At 57.5% G+C, this 16395-nt stretch carries 16 protein-coding genes; 10 read left to right on the top strand and 6 right to left on the bottom strand.

What is annotated here, in order from left to right; genetic code table 11:
- Positions 1-139: 139 nt before the first annotated feature.
- On the top strand, positions 140-1108 hold the full coding sequence (lpxM, locus tag I6G83_RS19990) for a lauroyl-Kdo(2)-lipid IV(A) myristoyltransferase (protein ID WP_015672612.1): 969 nt from the start codon (positions 140-142) through the stop codon (positions 1106-1108).
- A gap of 53 nt (positions 1109-1161) precedes the next feature.
- On the opposite strand, the gene I6G83_RS19985 is transcribed toward lpxM, so the two are convergent.
- From I6G83_RS19985 to I6G83_RS19975, 3 genes are all read right to left on the bottom strand, one after another.
- Positions 1162-1422 carry a leucine-rich repeat domain-containing protein gene (locus I6G83_RS19985; protein WP_054304781.1) on the bottom strand — a complete coding sequence of 87 codons (261 nt, stop codon included), beginning with the start codon at positions 1420-1422 and terminating at the stop codon, positions 1162-1164.
- 97 nt (positions 1423-1519) lie between these two features.
- Positions 1520-2962 carry a pyruvate kinase gene (pyk, locus tag I6G83_RS19980; protein ID WP_015672611.1) on the bottom strand — a complete coding sequence of 481 codons (1443 nt, stop codon included), beginning with the start codon at positions 2960-2962 and terminating at the stop codon, positions 1520-1522.
- Positions 2963-3175: 213 nt separating this feature from the next.
- The gene (locus I6G83_RS19975) at positions 3176-4048 is read right to left on the bottom strand and encodes a MurR/RpiR family transcriptional regulator (protein ID WP_054304816.1); all 873 of its coding nucleotides are present in this window, start codon (positions 4046-4048) and stop codon (positions 3176-3178) included.
- A gap of 458 nt (positions 4049-4506) precedes the next feature.
- On the opposite strand from I6G83_RS19975, the gene zwf reads away from it, so the two are divergent.
- From zwf to mdtI, 4 genes are all read left to right on the top strand, one after another.
- Positions 4507-5982 carry a glucose-6-phosphate dehydrogenase gene (gene zwf, locus I6G83_RS19970; protein ID WP_015672609.1) on the top strand — a complete coding sequence of 492 codons (1476 nt, stop codon included), beginning with the start codon at positions 4507-4509 and terminating at the stop codon, positions 5980-5982.
- 142 nt (positions 5983-6124) lie between these two features.
- Complete coding sequence (locus I6G83_RS19965; protein WP_054304780.1) at positions 6125-6766, top strand: bifunctional 4-hydroxy-2-oxoglutarate aldolase/2-dehydro-3-deoxy-phosphogluconate aldolase; 642 nt, start codon at positions 6125-6127, stop codon at positions 6764-6766.
- Positions 6767-7331: 565 nt separating this feature from the next.
- Positions 7332-7700, top strand: a complete 369-nt coding sequence (gene mdtJ, locus I6G83_RS19960; protein WP_054304779.1) for a multidrug/spermidine efflux SMR transporter subunit MdtJ — start codon at positions 7332-7334, stop codon at positions 7698-7700.
- The gene (gene mdtI, locus I6G83_RS19955) at positions 7687-8016 is read left to right on the top strand and encodes a multidrug/spermidine efflux SMR transporter subunit MdtI (RefSeq protein WP_041412126.1); all 330 of its coding nucleotides are present in this window, start codon (positions 7687-7689) and stop codon (positions 8014-8016) included. Before mdtJ ends, mdtI begins: the two co-directional genes overlap by 14 nt.
- 60 nt (positions 8017-8076) lie before the next feature.
- Here mdtI and I6G83_RS19950 read toward each other — a convergent pair whose 3' ends face one another.
- Positions 8077-8421 (bottom strand): RidA family protein, encoded by a 345-nt coding sequence (locus I6G83_RS19950; RefSeq protein ID WP_015672605.1) that lies wholly within the window; start codon positions 8419-8421, stop codon positions 8077-8079.
- Between the two features lie 121 nt (positions 8422-8542).
- Here I6G83_RS19950 and I6G83_RS19945 point away from each other — a divergent pair, with 121 nt between their 5' ends.
- The 5 genes from I6G83_RS19945 (at position 8543) to rnd (ending at position 15048) form a co-directional block, all read left to right on the top strand.
- Entirely contained in the window at positions 8543-10444 is a 1902-nt protein-coding gene (locus tag I6G83_RS19945; RefSeq protein ID WP_054304778.1) for an ATP-dependent DNA helicase, read from the top strand.
- Between the two features lie 103 nt (positions 10445-10547).
- Positions 10548-11249, top strand: coding sequence for a tRNA (adenosine(37)-N6)-threonylcarbamoyltransferase complex dimerization subunit type 1 TsaB (gene tsaB / locus I6G83_RS19940; RefSeq protein WP_015672603.1), 702 nt, complete (start codon positions 10548-10550; stop codon positions 11247-11249).
- 105 nt (positions 11250-11354) lie between these two features.
- Entirely contained in the window at positions 11355-11945 is a 591-nt protein-coding gene (locus tag I6G83_RS19935; RefSeq protein WP_054304777.1) for a Slp family lipoprotein, read from the top strand.
- Positions 11946-12152: 207 nt separating this feature from the next.
- Positions 12153-13841 (top strand): long-chain-fatty-acid--CoA ligase FadD, encoded by a 1689-nt coding sequence (gene fadD / locus I6G83_RS19930; RefSeq protein ID WP_054304776.1) that lies wholly within the window; start codon positions 12153-12155, stop codon positions 13839-13841.
- A gap of 85 nt (positions 13842-13926) precedes the next feature.
- Positions 13927-15048 (top strand): ribonuclease D, encoded by a 1122-nt coding sequence (gene rnd / locus I6G83_RS19925; RefSeq protein WP_054304775.1) that lies wholly within the window; start codon positions 13927-13929, stop codon positions 15046-15048.
- Positions 15049-15285: 237 nt separating this feature from the next.
- Here rnd and minE read toward each other — a convergent pair whose 3' ends face one another.
- Both minE and minD read right to left on the bottom strand, forming a co-directional pair.
- On the bottom strand, positions 15286-15555 hold the full coding sequence (gene minE / locus I6G83_RS19920; RefSeq protein ID WP_015672599.1) for a cell division topological specificity factor MinE: 270 nt from the start codon (positions 15553-15555) through the stop codon (positions 15286-15288).
- 3 nt (positions 15556-15558) lie between these two features.
- Complete coding sequence (gene minD, locus I6G83_RS19915) at positions 15559-16371, bottom strand: septum site-determining protein MinD (RefSeq protein WP_015672598.1); 813 nt, start codon at positions 16369-16371, stop codon at positions 15559-15561.
- Positions 16372-16395 lie beyond the last annotated feature (24 nt).

Below are 16395 nucleotides of genomic sequence, written 5' to 3'. Positions count from 1 at the left end.
GTTTCGCCGTGGCGAATTGCAAATTCATCATCTGCAATTATTATACCCAATAGCCTTTGAACGGCGCGCACGCGGGGAAACCGCAGCGCAGCGCGCATGTCTGGGATAATAGCCGGGCCGCTAAGTTAAGAGTTGGTGCATGCAAAACGAAAAAAAATCGAACGTAGAATTTATCCCGCAGTTTCAAAAAGCCTTCCTTCATCCGCGCTACTGGGGCGTCTGGTTGGGAACGGGGCTGATGGCCGGCGTATCGCTGGTACCTGCGCGAGTGCGCGATCCGCTGCTGGGCGGTTTGGGGCGGGTCGCCGGCAAGCTGGCGAAGGGCGCCCGTCGTCGCGCCCGCATTAATCTGCTGTACTGCCTGCCGGAGGTGCCGGAAAGCGATCGCGAGCACATCATTGATGAAATGTTCGCTACCGCGCCGCAGTCGATGGTGCTGATGGCGGAGCTGGCCTGCACCAACCCGCAGCGGGTGCTCAAGCGCGTGCGCTGGCATGGCGAAGAGGTGCTGGATAAAATCCGCGAGGAAGGGCGTAACGTGATTTTCCTGGTGCCGCACGGTTGGGCGGTGGATGTGCCGGCGATGCTGATGGCGGCGCGCGGTCAGCCGATGGCGGCGATGTTCCATAATCAGCGCAATCAACTGGTGGACTACCTGTGGAATGCGGTAAGGCGCAAATTTGGCGGCCGCATGCATGCGCGCAACGACGGCATCAAACCGTTTATCAGCTCGGTGCGGCAAGGGTACTGGGGCTATTACCTGCCGGACCAGGACCATGGCGCAGAGCACAGCGAGTTTGTGGATTTCTTCGCCACCTATAAGGCGACGCTGCCGGCGGTCGGGCGCCTGATGAAAGTGTGTCGCGCGGCGATCGTCCCTCTGTTCCCGGTGTATGACGGTAAAACCAGCATGTTGGATATCTATATTCGCGAGCCGATGGATGACCTGGCGCAGGCTGATGACCATCGCATCGCGCGGCGGATGAATGAAGAGGTGGAGAATCTGGTGGGGCCGAATCCCGAGCAGTACACCTGGATCCTCAAACTGTTGAAGACGCGCAAGGAAGGGGAGATCGAACCCTATTCGCGCGATGACCTATACCGCTGATGTTTACCTGAACCCGGATGTAAAAAGGCGCCATAACGGCGCCTTTGGTTTGTTTACGCATGTACCATGCATCCGCGTGCGATCAGCCGATCGATAACCGCGGGGTAACGGGTAAAGTTATTCCAACGTAAATCCAGCCGGCGTAAATTTTTCATCTCACACAGCTGAGTGAGCTGGCAGAATGTATCCGGCAGTTGGGTGATGGCATTGTTGGCGAGGCTCAGCACGTTGAGGGCGCTTAGCATACCAAAGCCGTCCCGTTCCAGGCTAGCGGTGCGTTCGGCGTCGGAATGCGGGGTATGTTGATGCAGCACGCCGTACTTTCCTTATGGTTGGGACAACGTTGAAGGGTTACCGAAGCGGTAGAAATATGCCGGCCTGCGAGAACAGGCCGGCAGATAGCGGATGAGGTTACTCGATACGCAGGATACGGCTGGTATTGGTGGTGCCGACGGTGCCCATCACGTCGCCCTGGGTGACCAGCACCAGATCGCCGGACAGCAGGTAGCCTTTGTCACGCAGACGGTTGATAGCGTCATTGGCGGCGGCAACGCCGTCGGTGTGGCTGTCGAAATAGACCGGCGTGACGCCGCGGTACAGGGCCGCCAGGTTTAACGTATGCTCATGGCGCGACATGGCGAAAATCGGCAGGCCGGAGCTGATACGGGACATCATCAGCGCGGTGCGGCCGGATTCGGTCATGGCGATAATTGCGGTTACCCCTTTCAGGTGGTTGGCCGCATACATCGAAGACATGGCGATCGCCTCTTCGATATTGTCGAACTGCACGTCCAGCCGGTGTTTGGAAACGTTGATGCTGGGGATTTTTTCCGCCCCGAGACAAACGCGCGCCATGGCGGCGACGGTTTCCGCCGGGTATTGGCCGGCCGCAGTTTCCGCCGACAGCATCACCGCATCGGTGCCATCGAGGACGGCGTTGGCTACGTCCATCACTTCCGCACGGGTTGGCATCGGGTTGGTAATCATCGACTCCATCATCTGGGTGGCGGTGATCACCGCGCGGTTCAGCGTACGGGCGCGGCGGATCAGCGTTTTCTGAATGCCGACCAGCTCCGGATCGCCGATTTCGACCCCGAGGTCGCCGCGCGCCACCATCACCACGTCGGACGCCAGGATGATATCGTCCATCGCTTCTTCATCACAGACGGCTTCCGCCCGTTCAACCTTGGCGACGATTTTGGCATTACAGCCGGCATCGCGCGCCAGGCGGCGTGCATAGTGCAGGTCTTCGCCGGTGCGCGGGAAGGAAACGGCCAGATAGTCCACGCCAATCTTGGCGGCGGTGACGATGTCGGCCTTGTCTTTTTCGGTCAGCGCAGCGGCTGACAGGCCGCCGCCCAGTTTGTTGATGCCTTTGTTGTTGGACAGCGGGCCGCCGACGGTCACTTCGGTAAACACCTTCATGCCCTGAACTTCCAGCACCTTCAGCTGCACGCGCCCGTCGTCGAGCAGCAGCACATCGCCCGGCACCACGTCGGCAGGCAGGCCTTTATAGTCGATGCCGACTTTTTCTTTATCGCCTTCGCCTTTCGCCATTTCGGCATCAAGCAGGAATTTATCACCGACATTCAGGAAGACCTTGCCTTCCTTGAAGGTGGATACACGAATTTTTGGCCCCTGAAGATCGCCGAGAATAGCCACGTGCCGACCCAGTTTGGCGGCGATTTCGCGGACTTTATCCGCGCGCGCCAGGTGGTCTTCTGCACTGCCATGGGAAAAATTAAGCCGAACTACGTTGGCGCCGGCAGCAATGATCTTTTCCAGATTATTGTCGCGGTCGGTAGCCGGACCCAGTGTAGTAACGATTTTGGTTCTTCTGAGCCGTCTGGACATGTATTACTCCGTTGACTGGTGAAGCAAATAAAAAAGTGTTGCGATAAGCATCGGATAACGCGAACCGGCGCGAAACGTCATCATAGCCACGCTTCATGACGCTGGTGTCACACCCGGGTTATCCGCAGGAACGTGTTACACGGTACAACCTATAGTGCCGCCGATCAAATCGCCTCGCAGAGGCTGTCCGGCGGCGAATGAGGGCCGTTTCGATTATGACTCGAAACTGTTGGGAATCTCTACGTCTTTATCAAAGCGCGATTCTTTCAACGCTTCCTTGACGCGCTTCAAGTTATCTCTGAATTTATCCCCGCGGCGCAGGGTAAAACCGGTCGCCAGCACGTCAATCAGCGTTAACTGGGCGATGCGCGACACCATTGGCATATAGACGTCGGTATCCTCCGGCACGTCGAGCAGCAGCGCCAGGGTGGCTTCCCGCGCCAATGGTGAATCGTGCGAGGTCACGGCGATCACCGCAGCGTCGTTGTCGCGTGCAAGACGCGCCATTTCCACCAGGTTCTTGGTGCGGCCGGTGTGTGAAATCAGCACCACCACGTCGCCTTCACCGGAGTTCATGCAGCTCATGCGCTGCATCACGATATCGTCGAAGTAGGCGACCGGGATATTGAAGCGGAAGAATTTGTTCATGGCGTCGTGAGCGACCGCCGCGGAGGCGCCGAGGCCGAAGAAGGAGATTTTTTTCGCCTGGGTCAGCAGGTCAACCGCACGATTTATGGCGGCGATATCCAGATTTGCCTTTACTGTATCCAGGCTGGCCATCACCGATTCAAAAATTTTGCTGGTGTAGGCCTCAACGCTGTCGTCTTCCTCGACGTTGCGGTTGACGTAGGGCGTGCCATTCGCCAGGCTCTGCGCCAGATGCAGTTTAAAATCGGGAAAACCCTTGGTATCAAGACGGCGGCAAAAGCGGTTTACCGTCGGCTCGCTGACGTCGGCCATACGCGCCAGCGTGGCGATGCTGGAGTGGATCGCCGTTTGCGGCGATGCGAGGATCACCTCGGCGACTTTTCTTTCGGATTTGCTCAGTTGCTCTAAATGGCTCTGAATTTTTTCCAGCGTATTCATATAACGGGTGTCACTCATGGGTTTTTACCCTGCAAATTTCCGGTTGCCGATACGCAAAAAACGCGTCTGATGTGCGGTGAGCGGCGTGAAGTGCCGGCCGGCGTCAGGTTGCAACGAGAAATCAATTGGGTATATCGATTTCAATCAAAGGAGAAATCAATGCCGGTTTAATGAAAATATACTACGTGCTGGTAACCGTTGGCAGTCTCGACAGAGCGTTTGCTGGGATTTTTCACCAGAATATGAGCTGTGTCTAACTTTCATAATGGTAAAAGAGTAACAAAAAAGACAGAAAATTACAGTTGGTGGCAACGCGGGCGGCATCGACCGACGTTCAGCGTATAGCCATATGGTTTCTGGCGTTTTTCTGCTTTTAATCCGGGTTTACTGGCCGTAGGTAAAGAGAGTACATTAGTAATGTAAGAAAATTACAAATATCCTGCAACGAGGAGATGAACATGGCGGTAACCTCTACAGCCCAGGCGTGCGACCTGGTTATTTTCGGCGCGAAGGGGGATTTGGCGCGCCGTAAGCTGCTGCCTTCCCTGTACCAATTAGAAAAAGCCGGACATATCCACCCGGACACCCGCATTATCGGGGTGGGCCGTGCAGAGTGGGATAAAGACGCTTATACCAAGGTCGTCAAAGAAGCGCTTGAAACCTTTATGAAGGAAAAGCTGGATGACGAACTGTGGGCTACGCTCAGCGCGCGATTAGATTTCTGTAATCTTGATGTCAACGACAGCAAGAATTTTACCAAACTGGGCAAAATGCTGGATCAGGAAAGCCGCACCACCATCAACTACTTCGCGATGCCGCCAAGCACCTTCGGCGCGATCTGCAAAGGGTTGGGGCAGGCCAAGCTGAACAAAGAGCCGGCGCGCGTGGTGATGGAGAAGCCGCTGGGCACCGATCTGGCTTCCTCACGGCTGATCAACGATCAGGTTGCCGAGTTCTTCAATGAGAGTCAGGTGTACCGCATTGACCACTATCTGGGCAAAGAGACGGTATTGAACCTGCTGGCGCTGCGTTTTGCCAACTCGCTGTTCGCTTCCAACTGGGATAACCGCACCATCGACTCGGTGCAGATTACCGTTGCGGAAGAGGTGGGCATCGAAGGGCGCTGGGGTTACTTCGACCAGGCCGGCCAGATGCGCGATATGATTCAGAACCACCTGCTACAGGTGCTGACCATGATCGCTATGTCGCCGCCGGCGGATCTGACCACCGACCGCATCCGCGACGAGAAGGTCAAAGTGCTGCGTTCGCTGCGCCGTATCGACCAGCGCAACGTGCGTGAAACCACGGTGCGCGGCCAGTATACCTCCGGCTTTGTGCAGGGGCGTAAAGTACCCGGCTATCTGGAGGAAGAGGGCGCCAACAAGAGCAGCAACACGGAGACCTTTGTCTCTATCCGCGTGGATATCGACAACTGGCAGTGGGCCGGCGTGCCGTTCTATCTGCGTACCGGCAAACGCCTGCCGGCCAAATGCTCCGAAGTGGTGGTGTACTTCAAGAACCCGCCGCTTAACCTGTTCAGCGACTCGTATCAGCAGCTGCCGCAGAACAAACTGACCATTCGCCTGCAGCCGGATGAAGGGATTGAGATCCAGGTGCTGAATAAAGTGCCGGGTCTTGATCATAAGCACCATCTGCAAACCACCAAACTGGATCTGAGTTTCTCGGAAACCTTTAACCAGGAGCACGTTGCCGACGCCTACGAGCGTCTGCTGCTGGAGAGCATGCGCGGCATTCAGGCGCTGTTCGTCCGCCGTGACGAGGTGGAAGAGGCCTGGAAGTGGGTCGATTCCATTATGGACGCGTGGAAAGCCGACAACGAAGCGCCTAAGCCTTATCAGGCCGGCACCTGGGGGCCGGTGGCGTCGGTGGCGATGATCACCCGCGACGGCCGTTCCTGGAACGAGTTCGAATAAGTCGTGATGCCGGCAGCGAGTCTGCCGGCTTTTTTTTGCCTGTCGTTCGGGCTGAGGGTACGGCCGGACTTTTCAGACCCTGGTCTGAAAGCCCTGTGGCAGGGGCGTGCCATACACTAACCTCAATGTGGAGAAGAAAACGATGAATCACTGGAAAACCAGCGCGCAGCAGATCCTGAGCGCGGGCCCGGTTGTGCCGGTTATTGTGATTAATAAGCTGGAGCACGCGGTGCCGCTGGCGAAGGCGTTGGTCGCCGGCGGCGTGCGGGTGCTGGAAGTGACGTTGCGCACCGAGTGCGGGCTGGATGCCATCCGCGCCATTGCCAAAGAGGTGCCTGAGGCGATTATCGGCGCCGGTACGGTGATCAACCCGCAGCAGCTGCAGGCGGTGACCGAAGCGGGCGCGCAGTTTGCCATCAGCCCGGGGCTGACGGCCGATCTGCTGCAGGCGGCGACCGCCGGCACGATCCCGTTGATTCCGGGCATCAGCACCGTCTCGGAACTGATGCTGGGGATGGATTACGGTCTGCGCGAGTTCAAATTTTTCCCGGCGGAAGCCAACGGCGGCGTGAAGGCGCTGCAGGCGATCGCCGGTCCGTTCCCGCAGGTGCGTTTCTGTCCGACCGGCGGGATCTCACCGGGTAATTATCGCGATTATCTGGCGCTGAAAAGCGTGCTGTGCATCGGCGGTTCCTGGCTGGTGCCCGGCGATGCGCTGGAGCAGGGCGACTATGCGCGCATCACCGAACTGGCGCGCGAGGCGGTGAACGGCGCGCGCGGCTAAGCCTTGCCGCACCTGGCTTTGCCGCATTCTTGCACAATGCCGTTCCGTCAAAGGCTCAACCATTTGTTGAGCCTTTGTTTGTTTTTATTTGATATAAGTTTCTTATTTTTAACTTATTTTTCCTTGGTTTTTAATGGAAATGGCGGTTTGCTTTATTATTTGGCCTGTGGTACAACTATATTCGTTAAACTTTTCCATAATGAGGATATTGAGCAAACCGTACGGGTTTTGTGATAGGTACGGCTGAAGATAGCGAGATAACTATGATGACAACAAATAAAAACCCCCTTAGAACCTCTACCTGTCAGCTTTTTCTGTCTGCCATCCTTGCCAGTGAGCATCACTGGTGCAGTGAGCTATAGCGTCTTTCTCCCTTAACCGGTCGCGGTAAGGCTGGATTTTCCTGGCTTTATCTTCGCATCACCGGGCACTCTTTTTTTATAACGTTTGGGTCAGTTTATCCCCAGGGATCTCTGCGTCCTAATGCGGCCAAATGCCGTGCGGACGAGATAAATCGGGATAAATATGCCTTTGCGTGCGTTATTCGCCGTTTGGGAGAAAAATCATGATTTATTGGCTTTTTTTAGGGTTGGCTATTGCCACCGAGATTATCGGCACCTTGTCGATGAAATACGCCAGCGTCAGCGGGGGCGTAATGGGTCACATGGTGATGTATGTGATGATCACCGCTTCGTATATTCTGCTGTCCGTCGCCATCAAGCGCGTCGCGCTGGGCGTGGCCTACGCCTTATGGGAAGGTATCGGCATTCTGTTTATTACCCTGTTCAGCGTGCTGTGGTTCGATGAGCCGGTTTCCATGCTGAAGCTGCTGGGGCTGGCAACGTTGATCGCGGGCATTATGCTGGTGAAGTCCGGCACCCGTAAGACGCCGTCGGCCGGTGACGCGCGAGGTGAACATCATGCAACAGCTTGAGTGGGTTCATATCGGTTTTCTGGTGCTGGCGACCGCGCTGGAGATTGTCGCCAACATTTTTCTGAAAATGTCGGACGGCTTCCGCAAAGTGTGGCTGGGCCTGCTGTCGTTGCTGTCGGTACTGGCCGCCTTTAGCGCATTGGCGCAGGCGGTGAAGGGGATCGACCTGTCGGTCGCGTATGCGCTGTGGGGCGGTTTTGGTATCGTCGCCACCGTGGCTGCCGGCTGGATCCTGTTCGGTCAGCGTCTCAATGGCAAAGGCTGGCTGGGAATTATGCTGCTGCTGACGGGGATGGTGCTGATCAAACTGGCATAAAGGCGCCGCAGCGGCGCCATGGCCATCGTGCCGCGGTCTGAAAGGCCCGCGGCATAAGCATTACTGGGCGGCGATGATTTTGATTTCAACCTTGTATTTCGGGTTCATCAGCTTCGCCTGCACGGTGCAGCGCACCGGCGCGCTGCCGGGCACTACCCAGGCGTCCCAGGCGGCGTTCATGGCGGCAAAGTCCGCCGCGTCGGCGAGAAATACGGTGGCGTCCAGTACGCGGCTTTTGTCTGAGCCGACGCGCGCCAACAGGACGTCAATCGCCGCCAGGGCGTTGGCGGTCTGTGCCGTCGCATCCTCATCCAGGTTTTCCGGCACGCTGGTGTAATAGACGGTTTCGTTATGCACTACGGCTTCCGACCAGCGCTGTTCAGGATCAATGCGTTCGATATTCATTCAGTTATCTCCATATTGTTGGCCCGCTTAGGGTAGCACAGCATGACGCCCGTTGCTGCCTCTGCACGGCGCGGCGGAATGTGTATATAATCACAGCTGAATTTTTTGGCGGTGAGGCAGCGTGGCAGACGATTTCGCAACAGACGGCGCATTGGCGCAGGCAATTACAGGGTTTAAACCGCGTGAAGCGCAGCGGCTGATGGCCGAAGCGGTCGCCGAAGCCATCAACTTTAAGCAGGAGCTGGTGGTGGAAGCGGGCACCGGCACCGGGAAAACCTTTGCCTATCTGGCGCCGGCGCTGCGTTCGAATAAAAAAGTGATTATCTCCACCGGCTCCAAGGCGCTGCAGGATCAGCTGTACGCGCGCGATCTGCCGACCATCGCCAAAGCGTTGCAATTTAAAGGTAAGCTGGCGCTGCTGAAAGGGCGCTCCAACTATCTGTGTCTGGAGCGTCTGGAGCAGCAGTCGCTGGCCGGCGGCGAACTGGCGGGCCAGACGCTGATCGATCTGGTGCAGCTGCGCGGCTGGTCGTCGCAGACCGTGGAAGGCGATATCAGCAGCTGCAGCGACGTGGCCGAAGACAGCTTTGTCTGGCCGCTGGTGACCAGCACCAATGACAACTGTCTGGGCAGCGACTGTCCGCAATATCAGGACTGCTTCGTGGTCAAGGCCCGCCGCAAGGCGATGGACGCCGACGTGGTGGTGGTTAACCATCACCTGTTTCTGGCGGATATGGTGGTGAAGGAAAGCGGTTTTGCCGAGCTGATCCCCGAAGCGGACGTGATGATTTTCGATGAGGCGCATCAGATCCCGGATATCGCCAGCCAGTACTTTGGCAAGCAGCTGACCAGCCGTCAGCTGATGGATCTGGCCAAGGATATCACTATTGCCTACCGCACCGAGGTGCGCGACGTAGCCCAACTGCAAAAAAGCGCCGACCGCTTGAACATGAGTACCCAGGATTTCCGGCTGGCGTTGGGGGAGCCGGGGTTCCGCGGCAACCTGCGCGACGTGCTGAACCAGCCCAACGTGCAGCGCGCCTTACTGCTGCTCGATGATGCGCTGGAGCTGTGCTACGACGTGATGAAACTGTCGCTCGGGCGTTCGGCCTTGTTAGACGCCGCGTTTGAACGCGCCAGCCAGTACCGCACCCGTCTGAAGCGTTTGAAGTCGGTGAACGAGCCTGGATTTAGCTACTGGTATGAGTGTAACGCGCGTAACTTCGTGCTGGCGTTAACGCCGCTGACGGTGGCGGAGCGTTTTCGTGAGCTGCTGGATGATAAGCCGGGCAGCTGGATTTTCACCTCGGCAACGCTGTCGGTGAATGAACAGATGGGGCACTTTACCGAGCGGCTGGGGCTGAACAAGGCGAAGACGCTGCTGCTGCCCAGCCCGTTTGACTATGCCAACCAGGCGCTGCTGTGCGTACCGCGTTTTCTGCCGTCGCCGAATCAGCCGGGCGGCGCGCGCCAGCTGGCGCGGATGCTGCGCCCGATGATTGAGGCCAACCAGGGGCGCTGTTTCTTCCTGTGCACCTCGCATCAGATGATGCGTGAGCTGGCGGAAGAGTTTCGTGCGTCGATGACGCTGCCGGTGCTGGTGCAGGGCGAAACCAGCAAGGGGCAACTGCTGGCGCAGTTCGTCGAGGCGGGCAACGCGCTGCTGGTGGCGACCAGCAGCTTCTGGGAAGGGGTGGACGTACGCGGCGATGCGCTGTCGTGCGTGATTATCGATAAACTGCCGTTTACCTCGCCGGACGATCCGTTGCTCAAGGCGCGTATTGAAGACTGCCGCCTGCGCGGCGGCGATCCGTTTAACGAGGTACAGCTGCCGGACGCGGTGATCACCCTCAAGCAGGGCGTCGGCCGCCTGATTCGCGATACGGACGACCGCGGGGTGCTGGTGATTTGCGACAACCGACTGGTGATGCGCCCCTACGGTGAAGTCTTTCTCAACAGCCTGCCGCCTACGCCGCGCACGCGCGATCTGGGTAAGGCGATCGCCTTTTTGCAGCAGGAATAACCGGCCTGCCGCGCCAGTGCGGCTGCGGCTATGCCGGTAATCCGGGCTGTGCTACAATGCGCGCCCTGTAAAAAATACTGATATTTCCCGCCTGAGGTTTGGCATGTCCACGCGAATTTTAGCGATCGATACCGCAACGGAAGCTTGTTCCGTTGCCCTCTGGAATCAAGGCGAAACCCACGCCCTGTTTGAACTGTGCCCGCGTGAACACACGCAGCGTATTCTGCCGCTGGTGCAGCAGGTGCTGGCCGAGTCCGGCGTAACGCTTGGCGAACTTGATGCGCTGGCCTTCGGGCGCGGCCCCGGCAGCTTTACCGGCGTGCGTATCGGCATCGGCATTGCGCAGGGGCTGGCGTTAGGCGCGGATTTGCCGATGCTGGGCATTTCCACCTTGCAGACCATGGCGCAGGGCGCGTGGCGAATGACCGGCGCGCAGCGCGTGCTGGCGGCGATCGACGCTCGCATGGGCGAGGTGTACTGGGGCCAGTTTGAGCGTCAGCCTGATGGTCAGTGGCTGGAAAGTGAAGGCGAGGCGGTACTGTCGCCGGAGCAGGCGCTGGCGCGCGCGCAACGCCTGCAGGGCGACTGGGCGCAGGCGGGCACCGGCTGGCAAACCTACCCGGAGCTGGTCGCCGGCGCGCCGATTACGCTGCATGACGGCCAGATGCTGCTGCCGCAGGCGGAAGATATGCTGCCGCTGGCGCTGCACGCCTGGCGGCAGGGAAAGGCCTGCCGCGTTGAGCAGGCGGAACCGACCTACCTGCGTAATGAAGTCACCTGGAAAAAACTGCCGGGGCGTGAATAGTCCGGTATACGTTATGTGCGCTTTATTCGGCACAGGGAAGTAAGATTCTGCAACTTGCGGCGTAAATAACGGTCGAAGTGACAGAAATTTCAGGAGATTGCGATCATGTTAATCCGTACTGTCATTCAACGATGCACGCTGCCGGCGCTGGCCGGCGGCGTTTTGATGCTTTCCGGCTGCGTCACCGTTCCCGATGCGATTAAAGGCTCTTCGCCGACGCCGGTCACGGAACTGGCGTCGGTGCAAAATGCGCCGAGCCTGTTTAACGGCGCGGAGGCCCGCTTTGGCGGCAAAGTGGTGAACGTGGCGAATGAGCAGGGCAAAACGCTGCTTGAAATCGCCGCGGTGCCGCTGGATGACGGCGCCCGGCCGATCCTCGGTGAGCCGTCGCGCGGGCGGGTGCTGGCGACGGTCAACGGCTTCCTTGAGCCGACGGATTTCAAAGGGCACCTGGTCACGGTAGTTGGGCCGATCACCGGCGTGAAGCCCGGCAAAATCGGCGCGACGCCGTATAAATTCGTCACCATGAACGTCAGCGGTTTTAAACGCTGGCGGCTGACGCAGCAGGTGGTGATGCCGCCGGCGCCGATGGGGCCATGGGGCTGGCGCAGCGGCCCGTGGGGACCGGACTGGGGGCCAGGCTATGGTTGGTACAGCCCCGGACCGGCGCAGGTGCAAACGATCGTTACCGAGTAAGTTACGCAAAAATTCAATAGATTCTGAAGGCGGCTTATTAGCCGCCTTTTCTTTTGGCGCAGGGAATCGCCGGTAATTAGTGACACGCATCGCAACCTGAAAATTGTTTAAAACCCAAACTGGTCTGCTGAGTTAAGATATTGTTATAACCTAGCTGGGCGTTTAGGGGATGCGATGATAATGAGAAATGATTTCGGGAGTAATACCTTGGAAAAGGTCTGGTTAAAACGTTATCCGGCAGATGTGCCAGCAGAGATTGACGCCGATCGCTATCCGTCATTGGTGGAAGTATTTGAAAATGCCGTGCGGCATTATGCGGATCAGCCCGCGTTTATCAATATGGGCGAGGTGATGACCTACCGCAAGCTGGAAGAGCGCAGCCGGGCATTCGCCGCCTATTTGCAAAATGAGCTGGGGCTGAAGAAGGGCGATCGCGTCGCGTTGATGATGCCGAACCTGCTGCAGTATCCCATTGCGCTGTTTGGCATTCTGCGCGCCGGCATGGTGGTGGTTAACGTGAACCCGCTCTATACGCCGCGCGAACTGGAGCATCAGCTCAACGACAGCGGCGCCAGCGCCATTGTTATCGTCTCCAACTTTGCCCATACGCTGGAAAAAGTGGTCTTCAAGACCCAGGTCAAGCACGTGATCCTGACGCGGATGGGCGATCAGCTCTCGGCGGCCAAAGGCACGCTGGTCAACTTTGTGGTGAAATATATTAAACGTCTGGTGCCCAAGTACGATTTGCCGGACGCCATCTCTTTCCGCACGGCGCTGCAGCGCGGCCGCCGCCTGCAATATGTCAAACCGGACATCATTAACAGCGATCTGGCCTTTTTACAGTACACCGGCGGCACCACCGGGGTGGCGAAGGGCGCGATGCTGACCCATCGCAATATGCAGGCCAATCTGGAGCAGGCCAAGGCGGCCTATGCGCCGCTGTTCCGCGCCGGACAAGAGCTGGTGGTGACCGCGCTGCCGCTGTACCACATCTTTGCGCTGACGGTGAACTGCCTGCTGTTTATCGACCTGGGCGGCCGCAATCTGCTGATTACCAACCCGCGCGATATTCCCGGCCTGGTGAAAGAGCTGGCCAAATACCCGTTTACCGCCCTGAGCGGCGTCAATACCTTGTTCAATGCGTTGCTCAATAACGAAGAGTTCCTCAAGCTGGACTTCTCGACGCTGCGCTTCTCGGTCGGCGGCGGCATGGCGGTGCAAAAGGCGGTGGCGGACAAATGGGAGCAGACCACCGGCAAACATCTGCTGGAAGGCTATGGCCTGACCGAGTGCGCTCCGCTGGTGGCCGGCAACCCATACGACCTGCAGCATTACAGCGGCAGCATCGGTTTGCCGGTGCCGTCGACCGACGTACGTCTGGTGAATGACCAGGGGCAGGATGCCGCCCCGGGCGAGCCGGGCGAACTGTGGGTCAAAGGACCGCAAGTTATGTTAGGCTATTGGCAACGTCCTGATGCCACGGATGAAGTGCTGAAAGACGGCTGGCTGGCGACCGGTGATATCGTTACGGTGGATGAGCAGGGCTTTATTCGCATCGTCGATCGTAAAAAAGATATGATTTTGGTGTCGGGTTTTAACGTTTATCCGAATGAAATTGAGGATGTCGTCAGCCAACATGCTAAAGTGCTGGAGTGCGCGGCGATTGGCGTGCCGAGCGAAGCCTCCGGTGAAACCGTGAAAATTTGCGTGGTGAAGAAGGATCCTTCGCTGACCAAGGAAGAGTTGCTGACCCATTGCCGTCGGCACCTGACCGGGTATAAAGTGCCTAAAATTGTTGAGTTCCGCGACGAGTTGCCGAAGTCGAACGTCGGCAAAATTCTGCGGCGAGAACTGCGTGACGAACAGGCGAAACCCAAGGCGGCTGATGCCGCCTGACGTTGTCTGGTCACACTTACTTATCAACAACGCCGGTGAATGCCGGCGTTGTTGTGTTTGGCTCATGAAATAAGAGAATGAAGTTTTGAATTATACGTTGATCACTACCGATGCCGGATTGCAGCAGGTCTGCGAACAGGCCAGAACACATGCTCAGATCGCGCTTGATACCGAATTTGTCAGAACGCGCACCTATTACCCGCAGCTTGGCCTTATCCAGTTATACGATGGTGAACAACTCTCCCTGATTGACCCCCTGCCGATTACCCAGTGGCAGCCGTTTATTGATCTGCTGAGCGACAAAGCGGTGGTGAAATACCTGCATGCCGGCAGTGAAGATCTTGAAGTGTTCCTGAATGCGTTCCAAACCTTGCCGACGCCGCTGGTGGATACCCAGATCCTGGCGGCGTTTACCGGCCGGCCGCTGTCGTGCGGGTTCGCCACGCTGGTTGCCGCGTATATGCAGGTTGAGTTGGACAAAAGCGAGTCGCGCACCGACTGGCTGGCCAGACCGTTGACCGAACGCCAGTGCCAGTATGCCGCGGCCGATGTGTTCTATCTGCTGCCGATGGCCGGGCAACTGGTGCAGGAAGTGGAGCAGGCCGGCTGGACCGAAGCGGCGAGCAACGAATGCCTGCTGCTGTGCCAGCGTCGCAGCGAAACGCTGGCGCCGGAGCTGGCCTACCGCGAAATCAATAACGCCTGGCAGCTGCGCCCGCGTCAGCTGGGCTGTTTGCAAAAGCTGGCCGCATGGCGGCTGCAGCAGGCGCGCCAGCGCGATCTGGCGGTTAATTTCGTCGTGCGGGAAGAGAACCTGTGGGCGGTGGCGCGTCATATGCCGGCCTCCATGGGAGAGCTGGACGCATTGGGCCTGAGCGGCCCGGAGATCCGTTTCCACGGGAAAACGCTGCTGGCACTGGTTGCCGAGGCCAACGCGCTGGATGAGGCTGCGCTGCCGCCTCCGGTCGCCAACCTGGTTGAGCATCCGGGTTACAAGAAGGTGTTTAAGGAAATCAAAGCGGCGATTGCCGCCGTCAGTGAGCAAAGCGGCTTAAGCAGCGAGTTGCTGGCGTCGCGTCGCCAAATTAACCAGCTGCTGAACTGGCATTGGAAACTGAAAAACAGCGACTGCCAGCCGGAATTAATCAACGGCTGGCGTGCGGGATTATTAGCCGAACCATTATTGGCAATCCTACAGAGTTATTAATCTAACGGGAACGGACGCGGGGCAGGGGAAAAGGAAACTGCTCCGTGTTATTGCGGGATGGATTTTATTTCAGATAATACTGGCGCCAGTATTAAGTTTAAAGAACATTACTACCAGATTAATTGGGATTAATCTCAAACGGTAAAAATAGCGCTTTTGCTGTTTTCCCGTTCAATGTCTGGACACATATACAGTGCCCCCCTGCAAAAATACAGGGGGAGATTTATGGTGTCGCGATCATTTAGCGGCTTCTTCTGACTCCGGCAACGTGACGTTGAGCTCCAGAACCGAAATATCGTCTCCTTTCTGCTCAAACTGAAGGTGCAGCATCTCCGGGTCAATCTGAATGTACTTACAGATGACGGCCAGGAGGTCACGCTTCATATCGGGCAGATACGGGGGCTCACTGTCCCCCTTGCGACGCTCTGCAACGATAATCTGCAGCCGCTCCTTGGCTACAGAGGCTGTACTTTTTTTGCGGGACAGAAAGAAGTCTAACAAAGCCATGGTTTATCCCCCAAAAAGGCGTTTCAGGAAGCCCTTCTTCTCTTCTTCGATGAAGCGGAATGGGCGTTCTTCTCCTAACAAACGGTTAACGGTGTCGTCGTATGCCTTACCGGCATCGGACTCGAGATCCAGAATCACAGGTTCACCCTGGTTGGATGCGCGCAGTACGGACTGGTCTTCCGGGATAACCCCGACCAGAGGAATGCGCAGAATTTCCAGTACGTCTTCCATGCTCAGCATGTCGCCGCGGCTGACGCGGCCCGGGTTGTAACGGGTCAGCAGCAGGTGCTCCTTGATCGGATCCTTGCCCTGTTCGGCACGGCGCGATTTGGAGGACAGGATGCCGAGAATGCGGTCGGAGTCACGTACCGAAGACACTTCCGGGTTGGTGGTAATGATGGCTTCATCCGCGAAGTACAGCGCCATCAGCGCGCCGGTTTCAATACCGGCCGGTGAGTCGCAGACCACGAAATCAAAGTCCATCTCGCCAAGTTCGTTGAGCACTTTCTCAACGCCTTCGCGGGTCAGCGCGTCTTTATCGCGCGTTTGAGATGCGGGCAGAATGTAGAGGTTTTCGGTGCGTTTGTCTTTGATTAACGCCTGATTCAGCGTGGCGTCACCCTGAATTACGTTAACGAAGTCATAAACCACGCGACGCTCACAGCCCATAATCAAGTCAAGGTTACGCAGACCGATATCGAAGTCGATAACGACGGTTTTCTTGCCTTGTTTGGCCAGACCGGTCGCGATGGCTGCGCTCGAGGTGGTCTTACCAACCCCCCCTTTACCCGATGTAACAACAATAATGCGTGCCATGAAGTGGTTCCTTGTCAAAAGGGC

Origin of the sequence: Serratia rubidaea (genome assembly GCF_016026735.1) — a bacterium.
Taxonomy (GTDB): domain Bacteria; phylum Pseudomonadota; class Gammaproteobacteria; order Enterobacterales; family Enterobacteriaceae; genus Serratia_B; species Serratia_B rubidaea.
This window is presented reverse-complemented; position numbering and strand designations above follow the sequence as displayed.